A 15,565-nucleotide genomic window follows, 5' to 3' on the forward strand; every position below is an offset into this window, starting at 1 on the left:
GAGTGGGGGATTGAAATGAGTATTCGCAGTAGGTGGTTAATGATTTCCGTTGGACTAGGGATTCTTTTGAACCCTTTGAATTCATCAATGATTTCAGTTGCTATTCCAAGGCTGCAAAATGTGTTCCATCTCGACTTTACAGTGGTATCCTGGATTATTTTTTCGTTCTATATTGCGAGTGCTATCGCTCAACCGATCATGGGAAAAGCCAGCGATTTATTCGGTAGGAGGAGGATATTTCTTAGCGGACTTGTTGTATCCTTCGTTGCATCATTATTAGCTCCACTATCCCCAAACTTTGGATGGCTCATCGTGTTCCGTATTGTGCAATCCGTCGGAACAAGCATGATGGTTGCGGTTGGAATGGCCATTGTGCGAATTCATATTACGGAGAAACAAGCAACTGCACTGTCAATGTTGTCCATATTCCTATCCGGAGCGGCAGCGATTGGCCCCTTTATTGGCGGGGTCATCATTCACTTGTGGGGCTGGCCTGCTATCTTTTTGGTTAATATTCCTTTCGTGGTAACAAGCTTTTTAGTAGCTTGGAAGCATATTCCTAAGGATGATCCGTCCACGACATCAGTTTCTCGCAACATGTCCTTTCGCAAATGGTTTGAATTGATTGATGCATCAGGAGTTCTGCTATTCACCGTGGGTCTGGTTGCTCTGCTCGTTGGATTATTGTCCGCAAAATCATCTGGTCAAATTTCATTTAATAACGTTATCGTCGGACTGATTGGCTTCGTTGGACTGGGAGCTTTCGTGCGTCATGAGTTAAAAGCAAAGGCACCCTTTATACCTTTACGCACATTCGCTAAATATCCTGCAATGACTTGGATCAACGTCGAATTCATGATCGTTAACCTGCTTTTTTACTCTCTCTTTTTTGGGCTTCCCTCCTACTTGCAAATCGTACGTCATGTCAGCGAGTTTCATACAGGGATGCTCATGCTAAGCTTAGGCTTGTGCTCACTCATTGCTTCTCCAATAGCAGGAAGCTGGATCGATAAATCAGGACCCTGGCCAGCATTGCTTATGTCCGGAATGCTGATGACATTGGGGTCCGTGTGGATCGTAACACTGGATCAGACTTCACCGGTTATCAGCGTGTGTCTGGCTTTAGCTGCATTCGGTATTAGCAACGGGTTGAACAGTGTCGCTATGCAAGCAGCCTTATTTAGAAGTTCACCAAAAGAAATTATTGGTGTAGCATCTGGAATATTCAATACTTCAAGATACCTGGGAACCATTCTCTCTTCTTTGCTGATTAGCATTGTAATGGGAGATAACTTCAGCTTCGAAGGATTTCGAATACTTGGAATGATCCTCACGTTAATTGCATTGTCATTGGTATTCATGAATTGGCGGCACAAGGAGACAGGGCAGTTGCATGAGTCCTAGTTATCTGACAGATGTAAATTATCCTTTGTTACTCAACAGAAAGCGGCAGCTGATCGTGAAAATCGGCTGCCGTAATTTCTTGTTGAGCTCAAAGATACCCATTGTAATTTCCCGAGATGTTGAGCATAAGCCCATTCGTTTGGGTTGATCTGACTTATCAATGACAATTAAGTTACCAATTACAAAAGTTACTTCATGCACAATATATAAACCTGCTATTAATCTTCTGTCAGGACTTGAAATTAGTTCTCTCCAAATCCAAGGATCAGTAACTTCAGATACACAACTAATTAATACCTTCCATGCATCATTCGTTTTATATTTTCAAAAATAACGTTCGTAAAGAGAAGCAATGCAACGTATTTCATCTCGGAATTGCACTCTTTTTCTTCTCCAATTGGCTTCATAATCTTCAGGTGTTCCTTCTCTATTAGGGTAAGGAATATCTAAGTCGAATTCTTTTAAAGTAGGCAACTTGTGAATCTCCTTTCCCAGCTAGCCTGAACTAAATCATATGACGAATTTATTTACTAATCCTATTCTTAAGTTCTGAAAAAATAGGCGTCTTATGACCGACCGGCTCCTACACGACATTGAAGTAAAGTTCCCCTGTTAGTTGAATCATTTCATTGATTTTGCTAAGGCGATCATTTCCTCTCTAGTTAATTCTCCGCTGTCAATTTCAATAAAAGTATCATTGTGGACCCATCGTAGGTATCCACCTGGTACATGGTTGACCCATGGTTCATAACGCCCTTCAAATCCATTCATGTTAATTTTCTCACCACGTTCACTAAACTTAAAATCCTCGACTACAGTTCTGGTTGTACTTGTTTGTTTACGAACATCAATGGTAGTAATTACTCGGTTTATTTTATATTCAAACGCCTTATGTTCTTCAATTCCAAATAAATATGTCTTTCCTGATTCATCAAAGAAATGAAGTCTAACTTCTGAAACGGATTGACCTGGAATAAACGGATATGGTTCCTTAATTTCCAATCTATAGATTTGGTCTACGGAAGAAGGTGTGAATATTTTGAAGTCTGCAACAAGTTTCAGCCTGTCCAATTCAACATTTGATAACGCTAACGCAGGTTTAGCTGATGCAATGTATTGGTTAGTGTTGATCTCAACAGAAAATATAAAAATGAAAATCATTGAAATTATCCATTTAAACAAAGGCATTCCCTCCTCGTTGAGAATATTATGCCCTTGTTAAATTTAACTAACCTGCAATGGGACCATGTTCTTGTCCCTCGACACTCGCTGTATATTCTTCTATGGACATTTCTCAATACCACGACGATATTACAACAAAAAACCGTTAATATTAAAATTAACAGTTTTAAAGTTTCGATATTTTTACATATGAATAAATTATTTTGAGATTTCACACAATGTAGTTTATTTGCTTATTGATAACTATACTTAAGAGCTATTTTGGGGAACGATTGATATCTCATCTCAACGATTTCTTTCCCGAGAGGAACACTGATCTCCTTACTTCTCTACCCTGCTATTTTCCATAAGCGCAAAGAAAGACACGTACGCCTTCTGTGATTATATGTTTGGTTTGTTCTTCCTCCAATTCGCCTGCTTTTATCGGTTGATCAAATACCAACAAAAACGTTAAGGCAGCGAAGTGCTTTGTAGCCATTACAGGATCGGGTACATCAAGTAGTCCGGTTTGTCCAAACTCGGTAAACCTCCTGATAATCCCCTCTTCCGTTGCGTTATCCAGCTTTTCTAAAAACGAGTCTGGTAGGTTGGCGGCTTCCATAGTAACCAGACGGATCAAAGCGCTGTAATCGGACGAACCATTCGCAGAAGCTACGAATTGTTCGCAGAATAAGATGAGCGCCTGCTCCAGATCCTCGAAATCCCAGAGGTAGTCTGATATCCCTTGCTTGATCATGTCCAGAACCGCCTCACTGGTTTCTTCCACAACGGCAAGCAGTAGGTTCTGTTTGTCGCCATAATAATCATAAACGGTCCGTTTGGAAACTCCCGCTTTAGCTGCGACTGCATCGACGCTGGAACGATCAAACCCATCTGAGAGAAACAGATCTCGTGCTGCCGCAATAATTTTGGCTCGTTTGTCTGAAGAGCCTTTGCGGATTTTTTTGTTTTCCGTATTATCCATCCTTATGTTTCCCCCCTATAGGTATACTATCAAAAATGAGTTCCACTTTACAAACTACACTGCACGGTGTAGTATAATCGATGTAATTTATCATTATTAATGATCAAGGAGGAATTTATCCATGAAAAACGCTCAGTCTTTTGTTGATGTTCTCATTGTCGGGGCCGGACCAACAGGTCTTACACTTGCCTGCGACCTTGCCCGTCGAAACGTCGACCATCGTATTATTGAACGAAGCGCCTTATATAACGAAGCGTCTCGTGCCAAAGCAATCCAGCCCCGCTCGCTTGAGGTTGTTGATGATTTGGAGGCCGTTCGTTACATTATGGACACAGGTGTTGTGGATTTGCCTGTTCGTTACTATACCGAAGATGGCAGGAGTGTCGATAAGCCTGCTATTACCGTTGCAGCCAGCGCAGAATTGGAGACACCCTATCGTCATCCGGTCTGGATTGCTCAGTATGATGTGGAAAAAGCATTGCGCGACCGCTATGCGGCGCTTGGCGGTCAAGTCGAGTTGGGCGTGGAAGCTGTAGGGCTTGAACAGGATGTGGATAGTGTGACAGTAACCTTGAATACACCGCTAGGAGAAGAGCACATTAGCGCTCGTTATGTCGTCGGGGCTGACGGGGGCAAAAGCAATATACGCAAGTTTATTCACTTACCGCTGGTTGGGGAAACACACGATCAGGAGCGATGGTATCTTGGCGATGTACGATTGGAAGGGTTGGATCGCGATCATATTCATATCTGGACATCTTCGGAGGGGATGATTGGGGTGACACCACTGCCGAAATCCGATATTTGGCAGCTGCAGGCTACAATTCCGGCAGATATCGAAGAACCTGAGCAGCCATCACTAGTGGCATATCAAGCCATGTTTGACCGCCGGGCCGGGGCGGGACTTGTTCGGCTCACGGATGCTTCCTGGCTTTCCATCTACCGGGTCAACGTTCGCATGGTTGAATCTTACCGCAATGGCCGGGTCTTCCTCGCTGGCGATGCTGCTCATGTCCATTCGCCGGCGGGCGGTCAAGGCATGAATACGGGGATGCAGGACGCGTACAACCTCGGCTGGAAGCTGGCGACTGTCATACGCGGAGCGGACTCCGCCTTACTCGACACGTACGATGAGGAGCGCCGCCCAGTAGCTCAAGCCGTGCTTGAGGACAGCACGAAGAAGATGCAAGGGGTCATAGGAACAGCGACTGAAGGCGGAGGATTGTCCCAATCTTTGAGTACCATATCCGACGATCTGACGAGTGGACTTCTCATTTCCTACCGGTCAAGTCCTCTTACACGCCCGTCTGCTCGAACGAATGTTACCCGTTCATTGCCCGGCGATCGTGCACCTAATGCCGAGGGTCTGCAAGGTATTGGGTTTGCAGGAAGTGTATTTGACCTGCTGCGTGGCCCAAATTGGACGCTTTTGGCTTTTGTAAACCGCACAGATCATCTTACTTTGGAAAACTTCGCCTACGACGAACTCCTTGTGCATTACATCCTTCCATCTCATGTGGAAAAAGTGGAAGGCATAATAGATACCGCTGGGAATGCCTATCGGATTTACGATGTAGCAAGTAATGAATTCGTATTGATTCGTCCCGACGGTTACATCGCACTGCGGGCCTCCATTAATGATACCGCATCGATTTCGAATTACTTGAATTCCATTTATCGCGCGAATTGATTTGGTCAAGGCCAGCGGAATTCGTTCCAACATCTCATATGGCTGCCGGCTCTTATATTCGTTTAATTAAGGTTATGGAAGGACTGTTACTATGGAAGATATTATTCGAACCGTTAACTTTACAAAGCAATACGGAAATAAAGTCACTGTAGATCGCGTTTCGATTTCCGTTAAGAAAGGAGAAATCTATGGATTCTTGGCTTGAACGGTGCAGGGAAAACAATTCATAGACAAATTCATTGTGGCATGTCCAAGTGTAAACGGGGCGCATCCGTTCCCTGAAATCACGTATCAGCATGCTTTTATCTAGTCACATGATCTCCATCGTGACGCTACTTGGATAATTATCTAATCCGATATGACACCAAGTTCTTGTTCATTTCGGCAATGGTACAATGTTCTTGTCTTCAGCTTGGGACAAGAACTTGGTTCCTTAAAACAAAAAAGCCGCTATAATAGCGACTTGGAATAAAACAATGTTCTTGTCTCGCGACAAAAATCTCGTATAACTTAACAAAGGTTGCCACCAGATATATTCTTCTCCATTTGTTGCATCAGATTTCTTAATATCAGACGGTCTTCCTCAGGTATGGAGTGAAGCAATTTTTCTTGTTGCTCTCTCCACTTTTTATCAACTGGTTTTTCTAATTGTCTTCCTTTTTCCGTCAGATAAATACGCATGACTCGCGCATCTTGTACATCACGTTTACGATATATAAATCCGTTATGCTCCAGTGATTTAACCATATTTGTTACTGTTGGAGGCTCACATTTTAAGTGTTCACATAGCTGCATCTGTGTTACTCCGTCACCCATCCACAGACGATACAGCAAATTATCTTGCCCTACATAGAGATTAAGTTCCCTCAGTGATTCACTATAATTTCGACGCATTTGGGAGGAAATCCGATCTAAAGACTGTCGAATGTCACAGTCTACTGCATCTGTCATGTATTATCTCTCCCTTTATGCTAATTAATATTTAGTAAACTAAATGTATCACGACGTCATTTTAGGAGTCAATGTACTTTCAAGTTAAACTTATTCTAGTGCTAAAGACATCATTTATAGCAAATTTCTATGCTGGAAATCGTACTGTGTGTGACCAAAATTTTAAAAAAACGACAGATAGACATTATTGCGTGTCCCCATCTGCCGCTTCTTCTAAATTAGTATCAGAGTTATTGATTTAGGAATTATACATTTCTCTATTTAGGGTGATGATTTCTTTATGCGAATATCCAACAGAAGCCGTGATTAGCTTCTCCATAGCTTTGTCCCGTAGAAATGGGGCTTGTTCTTTATTTGCCTTTTGAAGTGCTTCATTTAATTCCTCTTTGGTTAGTTCTGTGCAATATGCTGGTGTTCCTGGCTGCTGTCTCCATGAATTATTTAAATTCCCACTATCGACCGTATCGAAACCTAATTCGCTGACGATGCTCATCATGGTTTGCTTTTGCTGAATGTCATCACCGGCAATAGCTACCGCAATGCGATGACTGCTACCTTCCGGTGTACCCTCATGTTCTAAAGTATAGGCTAACAAATTGTTAAAAGCTTTGATAATTGATCTGCCTAATTGTTTTGTAACCCAGACACTTTCAACCATCCCGTTCTCGATCTCATCAATTTTCACTCCCATTTGAGGATAATAATTGGAAGTGTCGACGACAATAACTTCATCCGCCGCTTTTTCAACTACACTACGAATAGTAGGTAGTGCATGAAGAGGAATAGATATGATGAGAACATCAATATTGGAAATGACATCTACTACCGTTACAGGTTTAGCGTTAATCGGTTTCCCTTTCAATCGTTCTATATCACGAGCATCTGCAATTTTCACGTCATGGTTATTATTCACCAACTTTTTTGAAATAGATAAAGCAATGGGGCCTGCCCCGATTATTCCGAATCTCATTTTTTTCGCTCCTTTTTGAAATTCTATTTTGTGAGTTTGATATTTGGGTAATACCTCATTTAGTTAGCAGACTAAGTAAATATGAATGTTAGTTTACTTTATAGTGGATTCATAAATGGTCAGCTATATGCTGTGCGGTGTTACTTTTTGGCAAATCCTTGTTTGTTCAAATAGTCCATCATTTGAGGTAGGATACTTCTTTGTAGATGATCCTGAATGTGGTCACTCCATCCTGTTACTTTTTTCACTGTGAAAGGAGCTCTTACCGGACGATTCTCATAGTACTTCAACATCGTTTCGTCATAGCTAGCCAATTTATCTTGATCGAGTGCTTGATACTGATTTTCAAGTAAAACCATAGATTGAGGCAGACGAGGTTTCAGTTCAGGTTTATTCCCCTTAGGGCTACCTATGCTTAATCCTACCAAGGGAATCACATACTTTGGTAAGCCCAACAACTCTGTTAATTCTTCAATATTAGCTCTAACTGCACCAATGAAAACACCGCCTAGTCCCATGGATTCAGCTGCAGTTAATGCATTTTGTGCCATGAGCCCGGTATCGAATGAACCAATCAAGAGGAATTCAATATATTCGATATCTACATCCGGAGCAATTTGATGGTTTCGATTAAAATCGGCACAGAAAATCCAAAACTCTGCCGCTTCTTCAATATAAGGTTGATCAACACAAAGCTTTCTCACCTTTTTTCGTAGAGCCGGATCCGTGATACGAATAATGGACACGGCTTGCAGAAGACTGAACGATGAAGTTTGACTGGCGGCCTTAAAGATCGCATCGACTTGTTCCTCAGCCAGGGGTTGCGATGTGTACGAACGAAACGATGTATGATTATGAAGCAGCTCCAGTGTGTGATTCATTAAAATCTCTCCTTTAATGGTTTATTCCAATTCCCGCATCCCATATTCATATGGAACGCCCATATTCTCTCGAAGGGTTTTCCCTTCGTAATCGGTGTGAAACAGACCACGTTCCTGTAAGATAGGTACAACCAGCTCTACAAAATCCGCAACACCATCAAAAGCTATATCGGGGACGACTGAGAAACCGTCACACGCTTCAGCCAGAAACCATTCTTCCAAAAAATCAGCAACTTGTGATGGTGTTCCTGCAACGACGGGATGATAATTAATGACACCATGAGCAAGAACATCGCGAACAGATAGCCCTTGCTGCAGTAATTTCAAGGCTTTTGGTGAACGTGGGTCCACTCGTTGAGCATATGCATTTTTTAACAAGTCAGGAGGTAGTGGTTTATCAATATCTACCGAGTTTACCGACAAAGGTAAACTGATCATTGAACCGAGATAACTTACCCGACTAGGAATCTCCTGAGGATTAAAGCTCATAAGCTGTTTTCGACGTGTCAAGGCTTCTTCTTCGGTTGAAGCTAGCGAAAACATAAAACCCGCAAACATCTTGATATCATCAGGTTTTCGCCCAAAATGAACGGCACTTTGCCGAATCGCTTGTCTTTGTTCACGAGCAGATTCGATATCATATGGATTCGCGTACACGCCCGAGGCATATCTCCCGGCTAATTCTAATCCCTCACCGCCTCCTCCCGCCTGAAAAATAACAGGTTGGCCTTGTTCAGAAGGGGGAATTGGCAAAGGACCACGAGAAGCATAATATTGACCTTGAAGGTTAATTGGCTTGATTTTGTCCATATCAGCGAATTGTCCTCCTTCGACATCAAGTGTCCAAGCATCCGACTCCCAACTCCCCCACAAAGCCTGAACAATTTGTATACTTTCATGTGCTTTGTCATACCGTTCTTTACGGTTGGCAACTTTTGCACCAAAATTTGCAGCCGCTGAGGGGTCGGATGTAGTAACCGCATTCCAACCTACACGTCCATGACTAATTACATCCAGTGCTTTGAACTGACGCGCAATGTTGTATGGATAGTTGAATGTCGTAGAGAGTGTAGCAACAAGTCCAATGTGTTTCGTTTCTCGGGCTACGGCCATTAGAGCCAACGTATTTAGCTTGCTAACTATGACATTAAAAAATATAATAATTACTTAGCATGCTAAATATAAAACCATAAAATTATTCTTCTTTCTTTTAGAACAATATTAAATGGATTCATTTTGGTTGTTGACTCAAGCATAAGTGCAATCGTTTCGTTTGCACAGAGGGCAATTTAAATGAACATAGTACATTTTTCTGTACCTATAGAATAGGAATGATGTCAATGCGGGTTTGTAATGAAGGATTTGAACAAGAGTTTATCAATGAAAATAGTGATATGTACGCGATAGCCTTTACGCAGAATCTTCTTTCCGGACGCTGGAAGTATTTTATATTATGGTATCTAAAAAATGAAACACGTCGTTATTCAGACATCAAAAAATTTCTTGGAGATCTCTCTCAAGGCTCGCTTACCAAGCAGCTTAAGGAATTAGAGAATGATGGCGTTATTCAACGTGATGTTTATCCGGTAGTTCCTCCACGAGTCGAGTACTCTTTGACAGAAAAGGGAATGAAGTTACTTCCAATCCTTGAAAAGATGAAGGACTTCGGTAAAGAATTCGGTGGAAACAGGTAATTTGAATGGACGTTGTTTCGAAGGTGACTTTTCTAGTTTTTATCGATATACAACGAACGTAAACAAATCAAAAAAACCGCCAGTAAAGTCTGGCGGGAAAAGTAAAAAGTGAACTCTTACACTAAGAAAGCCTTGGAGATAATGACCAATAAAATAAAGAGTACGAGTATTGCCCCAATGGACGTAAAGCCACCATAACCTCCACTTACTCCTCCTACATTACCGTTACCATATCCAACTTCACTCATGCTTCCATCCCCCTCTTTGTGGTATGGGATAGATTATTCAGGTATATCCATTTTGACAAGGCTCTATAAAAAAAAGGCGACCAACCAATTGGTAAGCCTTCTTCGATCAACTATGAATGGGAATCTTCTTTATCATACCTGCACACATAGTAGGTTGTTCTTCAAACTGACCATCCCATCGAATCACTCTGCAGTTATTTGACTGGTAATTGCCCTTTTTTAATTGATAGCCACTTCATCCATGCAATCTATCAGGTTTTACATATATTATGCTATGTCTACAACGTTAGGAGGTGAGTATCTCATGACAACATTTTTGGATGCTCGAACATCGCAAAACGCAAGTTTAGCTAACTCTATCTCTGTACCCATTCTAGTTATTAATACGCCTCAGTTATTCGGACAGATTGGTCTACTGACAGCAGGTGCTGGGACAAACCCACGTGTTCAGTTTAAAGGAACGGTTTCCGTTACACTTCCGTTAGCTCTTGCTGGAATAACGATTAGAGTCGTAAGAGGAACCCTTGCAACTGACCCTGCAGTCTATTCTGCCACGGCTACATTTGGGCTAAGCGTCTTAGCGCCACAGGTCATCACTTTTTCAGGAAACGACTTCAATCCACCTATCATTCCCCAATTGACGTACACGGCGTTTATCAGTTCCAACCTATTAGGCACCGTGCGTGTGGGGCCGGAAAACTTCGATGGATTTCTTGTATCCGATTAAAGAAAGTTTATTGATAGGAGGAATTGCCATGGTACGTACACTAGATGCTCGTACTTCTCTCGGATCCAACGGTGTTACTCCACTCAATGCTCCACTTGCATCCAATACGCCGACTCTTGTAGGTATCCTGGGACTCAATATCTTTAATCCAGGGCCACTAATTCGCACACAATTTAACGGCACATATCGCATTTCTGTTGCCAATTTGTCTTCTATTCCTTCTGCCGTTCGATTTGAAATTTATAGATCCGCTTCAAATTCAGGAACTCCAGTCTATGTCGTCCAACAACCTGTGTTTCCTTCGGAAGGAAGCATCTTAGCGAGCTTTGAAGGATCCGATTATAACATTCCAGCTCCCCCATCTGGCCAATTGATCTATTCATGTTATGTCACTTTTGTTCCAGTTTCATCATCCGAAGTAGCTACACGTGTGGGGCCGGAATGTTTCAATGCCGTTGCATATAGTGATGATTGAAGTCGATCCACTCCTAAATAAGAGAGGAGGACTACCATGGTCAAAACGCTAGATGCACGTACTTCTCAAGGCTCCAATGGACGAAACATTTTAACGCCTAGTTTTACAAATGGAGTTCCTTTACTCTTTGCTCAATTAGGATTACAAGTAAATAACCCAGGTGCATCGGTCCGTACCATTTTTTCCGGTATAGTCGAACTTACGGCCAATGATTTGCCTATTAACGGAAATCTTGTTATCGATGTATACCGGGGATTAGGAGCCTCACAGCAGCTGGTTTATCGTGCTGGTACGATAGTAATTGCTAACGAATTCTTTAGTCCGTGTGTATTCAGCTTTACGGGCTCAGAATACAATGTTCCCACTTCGGGAAGTGGACAAATCATCTATTCAGCTTACGCAGTATTCACTTACAATCCTTTATTTAGTGTAAATAACGTCAGATTGGGACCAGAAAGTTTTAATGCAACGATGTATTCAGATGATTAAGGTTACGAAAACGTATAGCTAAGTTACGTTAGTCTGTTGTGCCAAATTAGCTGTACAAGCTCTACAATAATATGATAAGTACCACTTCAGAATAAGTGCAAATTTAAATCAAAATAAAAATATTCTTCCTGTTAGTTTAACGAAAAGCAGCTGATCACATTGATCAGCTGCTTTCTAATCAGTATTGAGTTATCATTCCCCGTTAGTATTATCAATGCATCATCTCTGCAGTACAGAGGAGTTAATGAACAATGAGAACTGGGCAAATTGCCAGCTGTGAAACCTTGTGGCTGACACTTCCAAGCATTATTTCTTTTATGCCGCTTAGCCCACGGCTTCCAATAATAATGAGTTGCTGCTCAGTATCCCTTGCATATCTTAATATTTCATGTGCGGGGTTTCCCTTAAGATGAACTGTTTTCGGGTTAATTCCCGCAGATTCTAATTTGGATTTGCCTTGTTGTAATTGTTCCAAACTCGCTTTCTCTATTTCGTTCAATATTTCTTCCAAGAAATTCTCTGGTACATATGTCATGCCATTCGACACATATTCCTGGCTGACAATAATCAAGGTAACTTGAGTTGGTTTATTTCGGGCTATTTCAATGGTTGCATCGAGGATTTTGTTTGTTATTTCATCTTGATCAATGGCCACCATAATGTTCTCAAACATTTTTATCTTCCTTTCCGTGCAGCTCGTAGCTATATCGGTTACCTACAAAACGGTTTCTTGCGGCTCCTATACCAACTAAAAAGAGTAAGACCGAAGCACCAAGCAGAATGAAAAGTGGCTGTTTCCAACTGTTTGTCGCATCATGCAGATATCCTATAAGGGCAGGACCGACTGCGGCAAGAAGATATCCGATCGATTGCGCCATGCCTGACAGTTCGGCTGCTTGATGCGCATTTTCAGTACGTAATCCAAAAAACATCATGGACAAACTAAAGGCAAAGCCTCCCCCGATTCCGAGTATTATGATCCACAATAATATGATATCGGAACTTCCATAAAGAAGTCCGAGCGTTCCCGTCAAAAGCAAAGTGGTTGTGATGACCACTAACAAACGTTGGCTAGACATACGCCCAGCAATAACGGGGACAAGAAATGTAAATGGAAGCATGGCTAACTGCATGATTGAGAGGTACCATCCGGATTGGTTGGAGTCGATTCCTTGTTGCTTTAAAATTTCAGGCAACCACGCGATCAACACATAGAAAACCATAGATTGTATACCCATAAACAAGGTTACTTGCCAGGCAAGAGGGGAACGCCAAACATTCACATCGTTACGGTCCTTCTGTTGGCTCGTCGTCGCTGTTTGCCTTGTTTGATTTCTTAATTGGGGTAACCAACAAAGGATCGATAGGAAACTTAGAATCCCCCATATTCCCAATGCTCCCTGCCATTTTAAACCTGCGTTCACGGCTAGCGGTACACTGATTCCTGATGCAATTGCTCCACATAAACTCATTGAAATGGAGTAAAGCCCTGTCATGGAACCTATTTTATTTGGGAAATCCCTTTTGATAATACTGGGCAATAATACATTACATATCGCAATTGCGAACCCAAGAATTGCAGTCCCAATATACAGATTAGCTGCGCCAGATAAAGAACGTATTACAATACCAACCGTCAGAAATATGAGTGCAATCAAAATGATGCGTTCAACCCCATACATTCGTCCTAATTTGGGTACTACAGGCGATAATAAAGCAAAGGCAAGTAAGGGTAGCGTTGTTATGAGGCCGGCTAATGTATTTGAAATTTGAACGTCATCCCTTATGAGACTCACTAAAGGCCCGACCGAGGTTAAGGGAGTACGTAAATTAGCTGCAATCACAATAATGCCGAGAATGATAAATCCTATAGAGGATGGTATGGTTTTTTTATTTTGTGGGTTCGGCATTCTTCAATTCTCCTTTCTGTATTCATACGTATGGTTTGTTTCCTGCTGATTGAAAAAAGAGGCAATATCATCCGCGCGGACAACAAAAGTATATTATAATATATTGTTATTTACAATAAGTATTCTATAATATATTTTAAATCGTATAGAAACAAAAATACAACTCTGAATTCCCGTCATAGAATTCGGAGTTGTATGATAAGTAAAATTTTGATTTTTAGAAACCATACTTTAAGGAGATATGGAGCACTGTCTCGCTATTCGTATGATTGGTGTAAGAGTGAGGACTATCTGCACGAAAACTGATCGTATCATATTGATTCAATGTATGAATCTCTTCGTTGACTTGAATTTCAATGGAACCCGTCATTACTGTTGCAATTTCAGTTGTATTCACATGATGGCCTTCAGGGTGATACGAGCTCTTCGGCTGTAAGTAAGCCCGACACATTTCAATACCGTTGCTTTTAAAGACGGGTTCAATGATCCAATTTTTTTGATCATTAGAAAATCGCAGTCCTTCGCCTGCTCGATACAAACTCACAGGGTCTTCTGATTGGAACAACGCCAATAGCGGTAAAGATATACCTTTTGAAATTTTCCATATCATCGCCAAAGTGGGATTTGTTTCGCCACGTTCGATATTGCCCAGAGTAAGTTTGCTTACGCCTGTTAATTCCGCTAAGTCATCCAAGCTCATATTGTTTTCTTTTCTGTACTTTTTCAAGGCACTGCCCATTTGTAATACCATTTGTTTTGATTCATTGACTTCATCCATTAAATATTCACCTCAACAAAAACTGTTATAGCTAGTATATTGTTTATCTGAATGCTTTTCCATACTTCCCTCACGTTCCAAGGAAGAGGTGTTGCTGGATCGCTGGGATTCATCAATATGAAAAAACTCCCCTCACAGTATCAGGCTGGATTATTTCACCTGTCTACTGTATGGGGAGAATACAGATTACGGGAATAAGCTCTTCATGTTGTAATAACCAATTGGCTCAATGTGACATGAAAAGTTATCCGTATTGTTAAGCTAGGTACACTTTCATATCAGGCTTTACTGTGAAGGGTAACTAAGTAACCGTCTGGGTCTGCAAATGTAAAGGTTCGCCCGAATGGTCCATCGATTGGTGCAGATGTGATTTTTACGCCTGCTGCAACAAGCTTGTCGTGGATTTCTTGCGTATCAGGGGCTTGAAGCCACAGAGCGACACCAAGTCCAGGCTGACTACCTGAACCGAGCTCTACTCCTGGCATTAAGTCACGAAGGGCAAATGCAATAGGCTTTGTTTCAAAGACTACCGCATGAGGTGGTCCTGCCTGTGAGCGAACCAGTCCAAGATATTTTTGATAGAATTCTGCAGAGCTTTCAAGATTACTCACTTGAAGTGAAATGAAGTCGGGTCCAATTGCTGACATAATGTTTATGTCCTCCTTTGTTATTAGGGGTTGTTATGTTATTTGTTGTAATTTATTTCTCAATGGTACTCTTAACTCGCTCTCTCGTGGATCATTCGCCATCGCCTTGAAAAAGTGTAGGTCATCCTCCCTCTGTGCACCCTTCGTTTATTATAAAGTCATGTAAATAACCTCTCTCTCACTTTGTATGTCTCGATTATATAAACCCGTTACTGCCAACAGTATGTCAGTAGCACTTTTCAATTTTTGATTTCTTTTCTTACCTGGTCTTGGTAAGCTTCAGGTTGTCGGACACGAAAAGGCACAAGTTCTTCTTGTCCTTGTTACGGAACACGAACTTGTACCGATTTCTGTAGTGATTGATGAACGTTAATTCAAAGCTGCCGCTGAGCTTCGGCGCTGATAGTGTCAAAGACCAGAGAGGATTTGCCTGAACCCGAAACACCGGTGAAGACCGTGATTTTTCGTTTCGGAATGCGCACACTCACGTTTTTCAGGTTATTTTCGCGTGCTCCTTCAATGATGATTTCATTGACGTTCATAGCCTCACCTCGG

19 protein-coding genes are annotated in these 15,565 nt (G+C 41.7%); 6 read left to right on the forward strand and 13 right to left on the reverse strand.

Annotated elements, in window-relative coordinates; genetic code table 11:
* Positions 1-15 precede the first annotated feature (15 nt).
* Positions 16-1,404 (forward strand): MFS transporter, encoded by a 1,389-nt coding sequence (locus tag MHB82_RS15900; protein WP_341175238.1) that lies wholly within the window; start codon positions 16-18, stop codon positions 1,402-1,404.
* Positions 1,405-1,728: 324 nt separating this feature from the next.
* On the opposite strand, the gene MHB82_RS15905 is transcribed toward MHB82_RS15900, so the two are convergent.
* The 3 genes from MHB82_RS15905 to MHB82_RS15915 all read right to left on the reverse strand — a co-directional run bounded on the left by MHB82_RS15905 (position 1,729) and on the right by MHB82_RS15915 (position 3,550).
* The gene (locus MHB82_RS15905; RefSeq protein ID WP_341175239.1) at positions 1,729-1,878 is read right to left on the reverse strand and encodes a hypothetical protein; all 150 of its coding nucleotides are present in this window, start codon (positions 1,876-1,878) and stop codon (positions 1,729-1,731) included.
* Positions 1,879-2,025: 147 nt separating this feature from the next.
* On the reverse strand, positions 2,026-2,586 hold the full coding sequence (locus MHB82_RS15910) for a hypothetical protein (protein WP_341175240.1): 561 nt from the start codon (positions 2,584-2,586) through the stop codon (positions 2,026-2,028).
* Positions 2,587-2,923: 337 nt separating this feature from the next.
* A complete protein-coding gene (locus MHB82_RS15915) occupies positions 2,924-3,550 on the reverse strand; it encodes a TetR/AcrR family transcriptional regulator (protein ID WP_110757685.1) in 627 nt (208 codons plus the stop codon).
* Positions 3,551-3,671: 121 nt separating this feature from the next.
* Between MHB82_RS15915 and MHB82_RS15920 the strand changes: the two genes are divergently transcribed.
* Complete coding sequence (locus tag MHB82_RS15920; RefSeq protein ID WP_341175241.1) at positions 3,672-5,240, forward strand: FAD-dependent monooxygenase; 1,569 nt, start codon at positions 3,672-3,674, stop codon at positions 5,238-5,240.
* 510 nt (positions 5,241-5,750) lie between these two features.
* On the opposite strand, the gene MHB82_RS15925 is transcribed toward MHB82_RS15920, so the two are convergent.
* The 4 genes from MHB82_RS15925 to MHB82_RS15940 all read right to left on the reverse strand — a co-directional run bounded on the left by MHB82_RS15925 (position 5,751) and on the right by MHB82_RS15940 (position 9,155).
* The gene (locus tag MHB82_RS15925; protein WP_341175242.1) at positions 5,751-6,191 is read right to left on the reverse strand and encodes a MarR family winged helix-turn-helix transcriptional regulator; all 441 of its coding nucleotides are present in this window, start codon (positions 6,189-6,191) and stop codon (positions 5,751-5,753) included.
* Positions 6,192-6,429: 238 nt separating this feature from the next.
* Positions 6,430-7,161, reverse strand: a complete 732-nt coding sequence (locus MHB82_RS15930; RefSeq protein WP_341175243.1) for an NADPH-dependent F420 reductase — start codon at positions 7,159-7,161, stop codon at positions 6,430-6,432.
* Between the two features lie 140 nt (positions 7,162-7,301).
* Positions 7,302-8,042, reverse strand: coding sequence for an oxygen-insensitive NADPH nitroreductase (gene nfsA / locus MHB82_RS15935; RefSeq protein WP_341175244.1), 741 nt, complete (start codon positions 8,040-8,042; stop codon positions 7,302-7,304).
* Positions 8,043-8,063: 21 nt separating this feature from the next.
* Complete coding sequence (locus MHB82_RS15940; protein ID WP_341176645.1) at positions 8,064-9,155, reverse strand: NtaA/DmoA family FMN-dependent monooxygenase; 1,092 nt, start codon at positions 9,153-9,155, stop codon at positions 8,064-8,066.
* 227 nt (positions 9,156-9,382) lie between these two features.
* Between MHB82_RS15940 and MHB82_RS15945 the strand changes: the two genes are divergently transcribed.
* Complete coding sequence (locus MHB82_RS15945; RefSeq protein WP_341176646.1) at positions 9,383-9,736, forward strand: winged helix-turn-helix transcriptional regulator; 354 nt, start codon at positions 9,383-9,385, stop codon at positions 9,734-9,736.
* Positions 9,737-9,852: 116 nt separating this feature from the next.
* Here the strand turns inward: MHB82_RS15945 and MHB82_RS15950 are convergent, their stop codons facing one another.
* Positions 9,853-9,984, reverse strand: coding sequence for a sporulation protein YjcZ (locus MHB82_RS15950; RefSeq protein ID WP_095357864.1), 132 nt, complete (start codon positions 9,982-9,984; stop codon positions 9,853-9,855).
* Positions 9,985-10,288: 304 nt separating this feature from the next.
* Here MHB82_RS15950 and MHB82_RS15955 point away from each other — a divergent pair, with 304 nt between their 5' ends.
* From MHB82_RS15955 to MHB82_RS15965, 3 genes are read left to right on the forward strand one after another with little or no spacing between them, the layout of a single operon-like run.
* Positions 10,289-10,711 carry a hypothetical protein gene (locus MHB82_RS15955; RefSeq protein ID WP_095357863.1) on the forward strand — a complete coding sequence of 141 codons (423 nt, stop codon included), beginning with the start codon at positions 10,289-10,291 and terminating at the stop codon, positions 10,709-10,711.
* A gap of 28 nt (positions 10,712-10,739) precedes the next feature.
* Positions 10,740-11,186, forward strand: a complete 447-nt coding sequence (locus MHB82_RS15960) for a hypothetical protein (RefSeq protein ID WP_095357862.1) — start codon at positions 10,740-10,742, stop codon at positions 11,184-11,186.
* Positions 11,187-11,222: 36 nt separating this feature from the next.
* Positions 11,223-11,675: a hypothetical protein gene (locus tag MHB82_RS15965; RefSeq protein WP_341175245.1), complete on the forward strand. Its 453-nt coding sequence runs from the start codon at positions 11,223-11,225 to the stop codon at positions 11,673-11,675.
* A gap of 241 nt (positions 11,676-11,916) precedes the next feature.
* On the opposite strand, the gene MHB82_RS15970 is transcribed toward MHB82_RS15965, so the two are convergent.
* From MHB82_RS15970 to MHB82_RS15990, 5 genes are all read right to left on the reverse strand, one after another.
* Entirely contained in the window at positions 11,917-12,348 is a 432-nt protein-coding gene (locus MHB82_RS15970) for a universal stress protein (protein WP_341175246.1), read from the reverse strand.
* Positions 12,341-13,585: a CynX/NimT family MFS transporter gene (locus MHB82_RS15975; RefSeq protein ID WP_341175247.1), complete on the reverse strand. Its 1,245-nt coding sequence runs from the start codon at positions 13,583-13,585 to the stop codon at positions 12,341-12,343. The genes MHB82_RS15970 and MHB82_RS15975 overlap by 8 nt, the downstream gene beginning before the upstream one ends.
* 217 nt (positions 13,586-13,802) lie before the next feature.
* Positions 13,803-14,363 (reverse strand): XRE family transcriptional regulator, encoded by a 561-nt coding sequence (locus MHB82_RS15980; protein WP_341175248.1) that lies wholly within the window; start codon positions 14,361-14,363, stop codon positions 13,803-13,805.
* A gap of 278 nt (positions 14,364-14,641) precedes the next feature.
* Positions 14,642-15,010 carry a VOC family protein gene (locus MHB82_RS15985; RefSeq protein WP_095357857.1) on the reverse strand — a complete coding sequence of 123 codons (369 nt, stop codon included), beginning with the start codon at positions 15,008-15,010 and terminating at the stop codon, positions 14,642-14,644.
* Between the two features lie 374 nt (positions 15,011-15,384).
* Positions 15,385-15,552: a hypothetical protein gene (locus MHB82_RS15990; protein ID WP_176475940.1), complete on the reverse strand. Its 168-nt coding sequence runs from the start codon at positions 15,550-15,552 to the stop codon at positions 15,385-15,387.
* Positions 15,553-15,565 lie beyond the last annotated feature (13 nt).

This window comes from Paenibacillus sp. FSL K6-2862 (assembly GCF_038005125.1).
Taxonomy (GTDB): Bacteria; Bacillota; Bacilli; order Paenibacillales; family Paenibacillaceae; genus Paenibacillus; species Paenibacillus illinoisensis_A.

Bases quoted from the DNA above. Each gene is read 5' to 3' on its own strand.
- MHB82_RS15920 (WP_341175241.1), top strand. From the start codon at position 3,672: ATGAAAAACGCTCAGTCTTTTGTTGATGTTCTCATTGTCGGGGCCGGA.
- MHB82_RS15980 (WP_341175248.1), bottom strand. From the start codon at position 14,363: ATGGATGAAGTCAATGAATCAAAACAAATGGTATTACAAATGGGCAGT.
- MHB82_RS15915 (WP_110757685.1), bottom strand. From the start codon at position 3,550: ATGGATAATACGGAAAACAAAAAAATCCGCAAAGGCTCTTCAGACAAA.
- nfsA (WP_341175244.1), bottom strand. From the start codon at position 8,042: ATGAATCACACACTGGAGCTGCTTCATAATCATACATCGTTTCGTTCG.
- MHB82_RS15940 (WP_341176645.1), bottom strand. From the start codon at position 9,155: ATGGCCGTAGCCCGAGAAACGAAACACATTGGACTTGTTGCTACACTC.
- MHB82_RS15990 (WP_176475940.1), bottom strand. From the start codon at position 15,552: ATGAACGTCAATGAAATCATCATTGAAGGAGCACGCGAAAATAACCTG.
- MHB82_RS15955 (WP_095357863.1), top strand. From the start codon at position 10,289: ATGACAACATTTTTGGATGCTCGAACATCGCAAAACGCAAGTTTAGCT.
- MHB82_RS15930 (WP_341175243.1), bottom strand. From the start codon at position 7,161: ATGAGATTCGGAATAATCGGGGCAGGCCCCATTGCTTTATCTATTTCA.
- MHB82_RS15985 (WP_095357857.1), bottom strand. From the start codon at position 15,010: ATGTCAGCAATTGGACCCGACTTCATTTCACTTCAAGTGAGTAATCTT.
- MHB82_RS15950 (WP_095357864.1), bottom strand. From the start codon at position 9,984: ATGAGTGAAGTTGGATATGGTAACGGTAATGTAGGAGGAGTAAGTGGA.
- MHB82_RS15975 (WP_341175247.1), bottom strand. From the start codon at position 13,585: ATGCCGAACCCACAAAATAAAAAAACCATACCATCCTCTATAGGATTT.
- MHB82_RS15900 (WP_341175238.1), top strand. From the start codon at position 16: ATGAGTATTCGCAGTAGGTGGTTAATGATTTCCGTTGGACTAGGGATT.
- MHB82_RS15970 (WP_341175246.1), bottom strand. From the start codon at position 12,348: ATGTTTGAGAACATTATGGTGGCCATTGATCAAGATGAAATAACAAAC.
- MHB82_RS15925 (WP_341175242.1), bottom strand. From the start codon at position 6,191: ATGACAGATGCAGTAGACTGTGACATTCGACAGTCTTTAGATCGGATT.
- MHB82_RS15960 (WP_095357862.1), top strand. From the start codon at position 10,740: ATGGTACGTACACTAGATGCTCGTACTTCTCTCGGATCCAACGGTGTT.
- MHB82_RS15945 (WP_341176646.1), top strand. From the start codon at position 9,383: ATGCGGGTTTGTAATGAAGGATTTGAACAAGAGTTTATCAATGAAAAT.
- MHB82_RS15965 (WP_341175245.1), top strand. From the start codon at position 11,223: ATGGTCAAAACGCTAGATGCACGTACTTCTCAAGGCTCCAATGGACGA.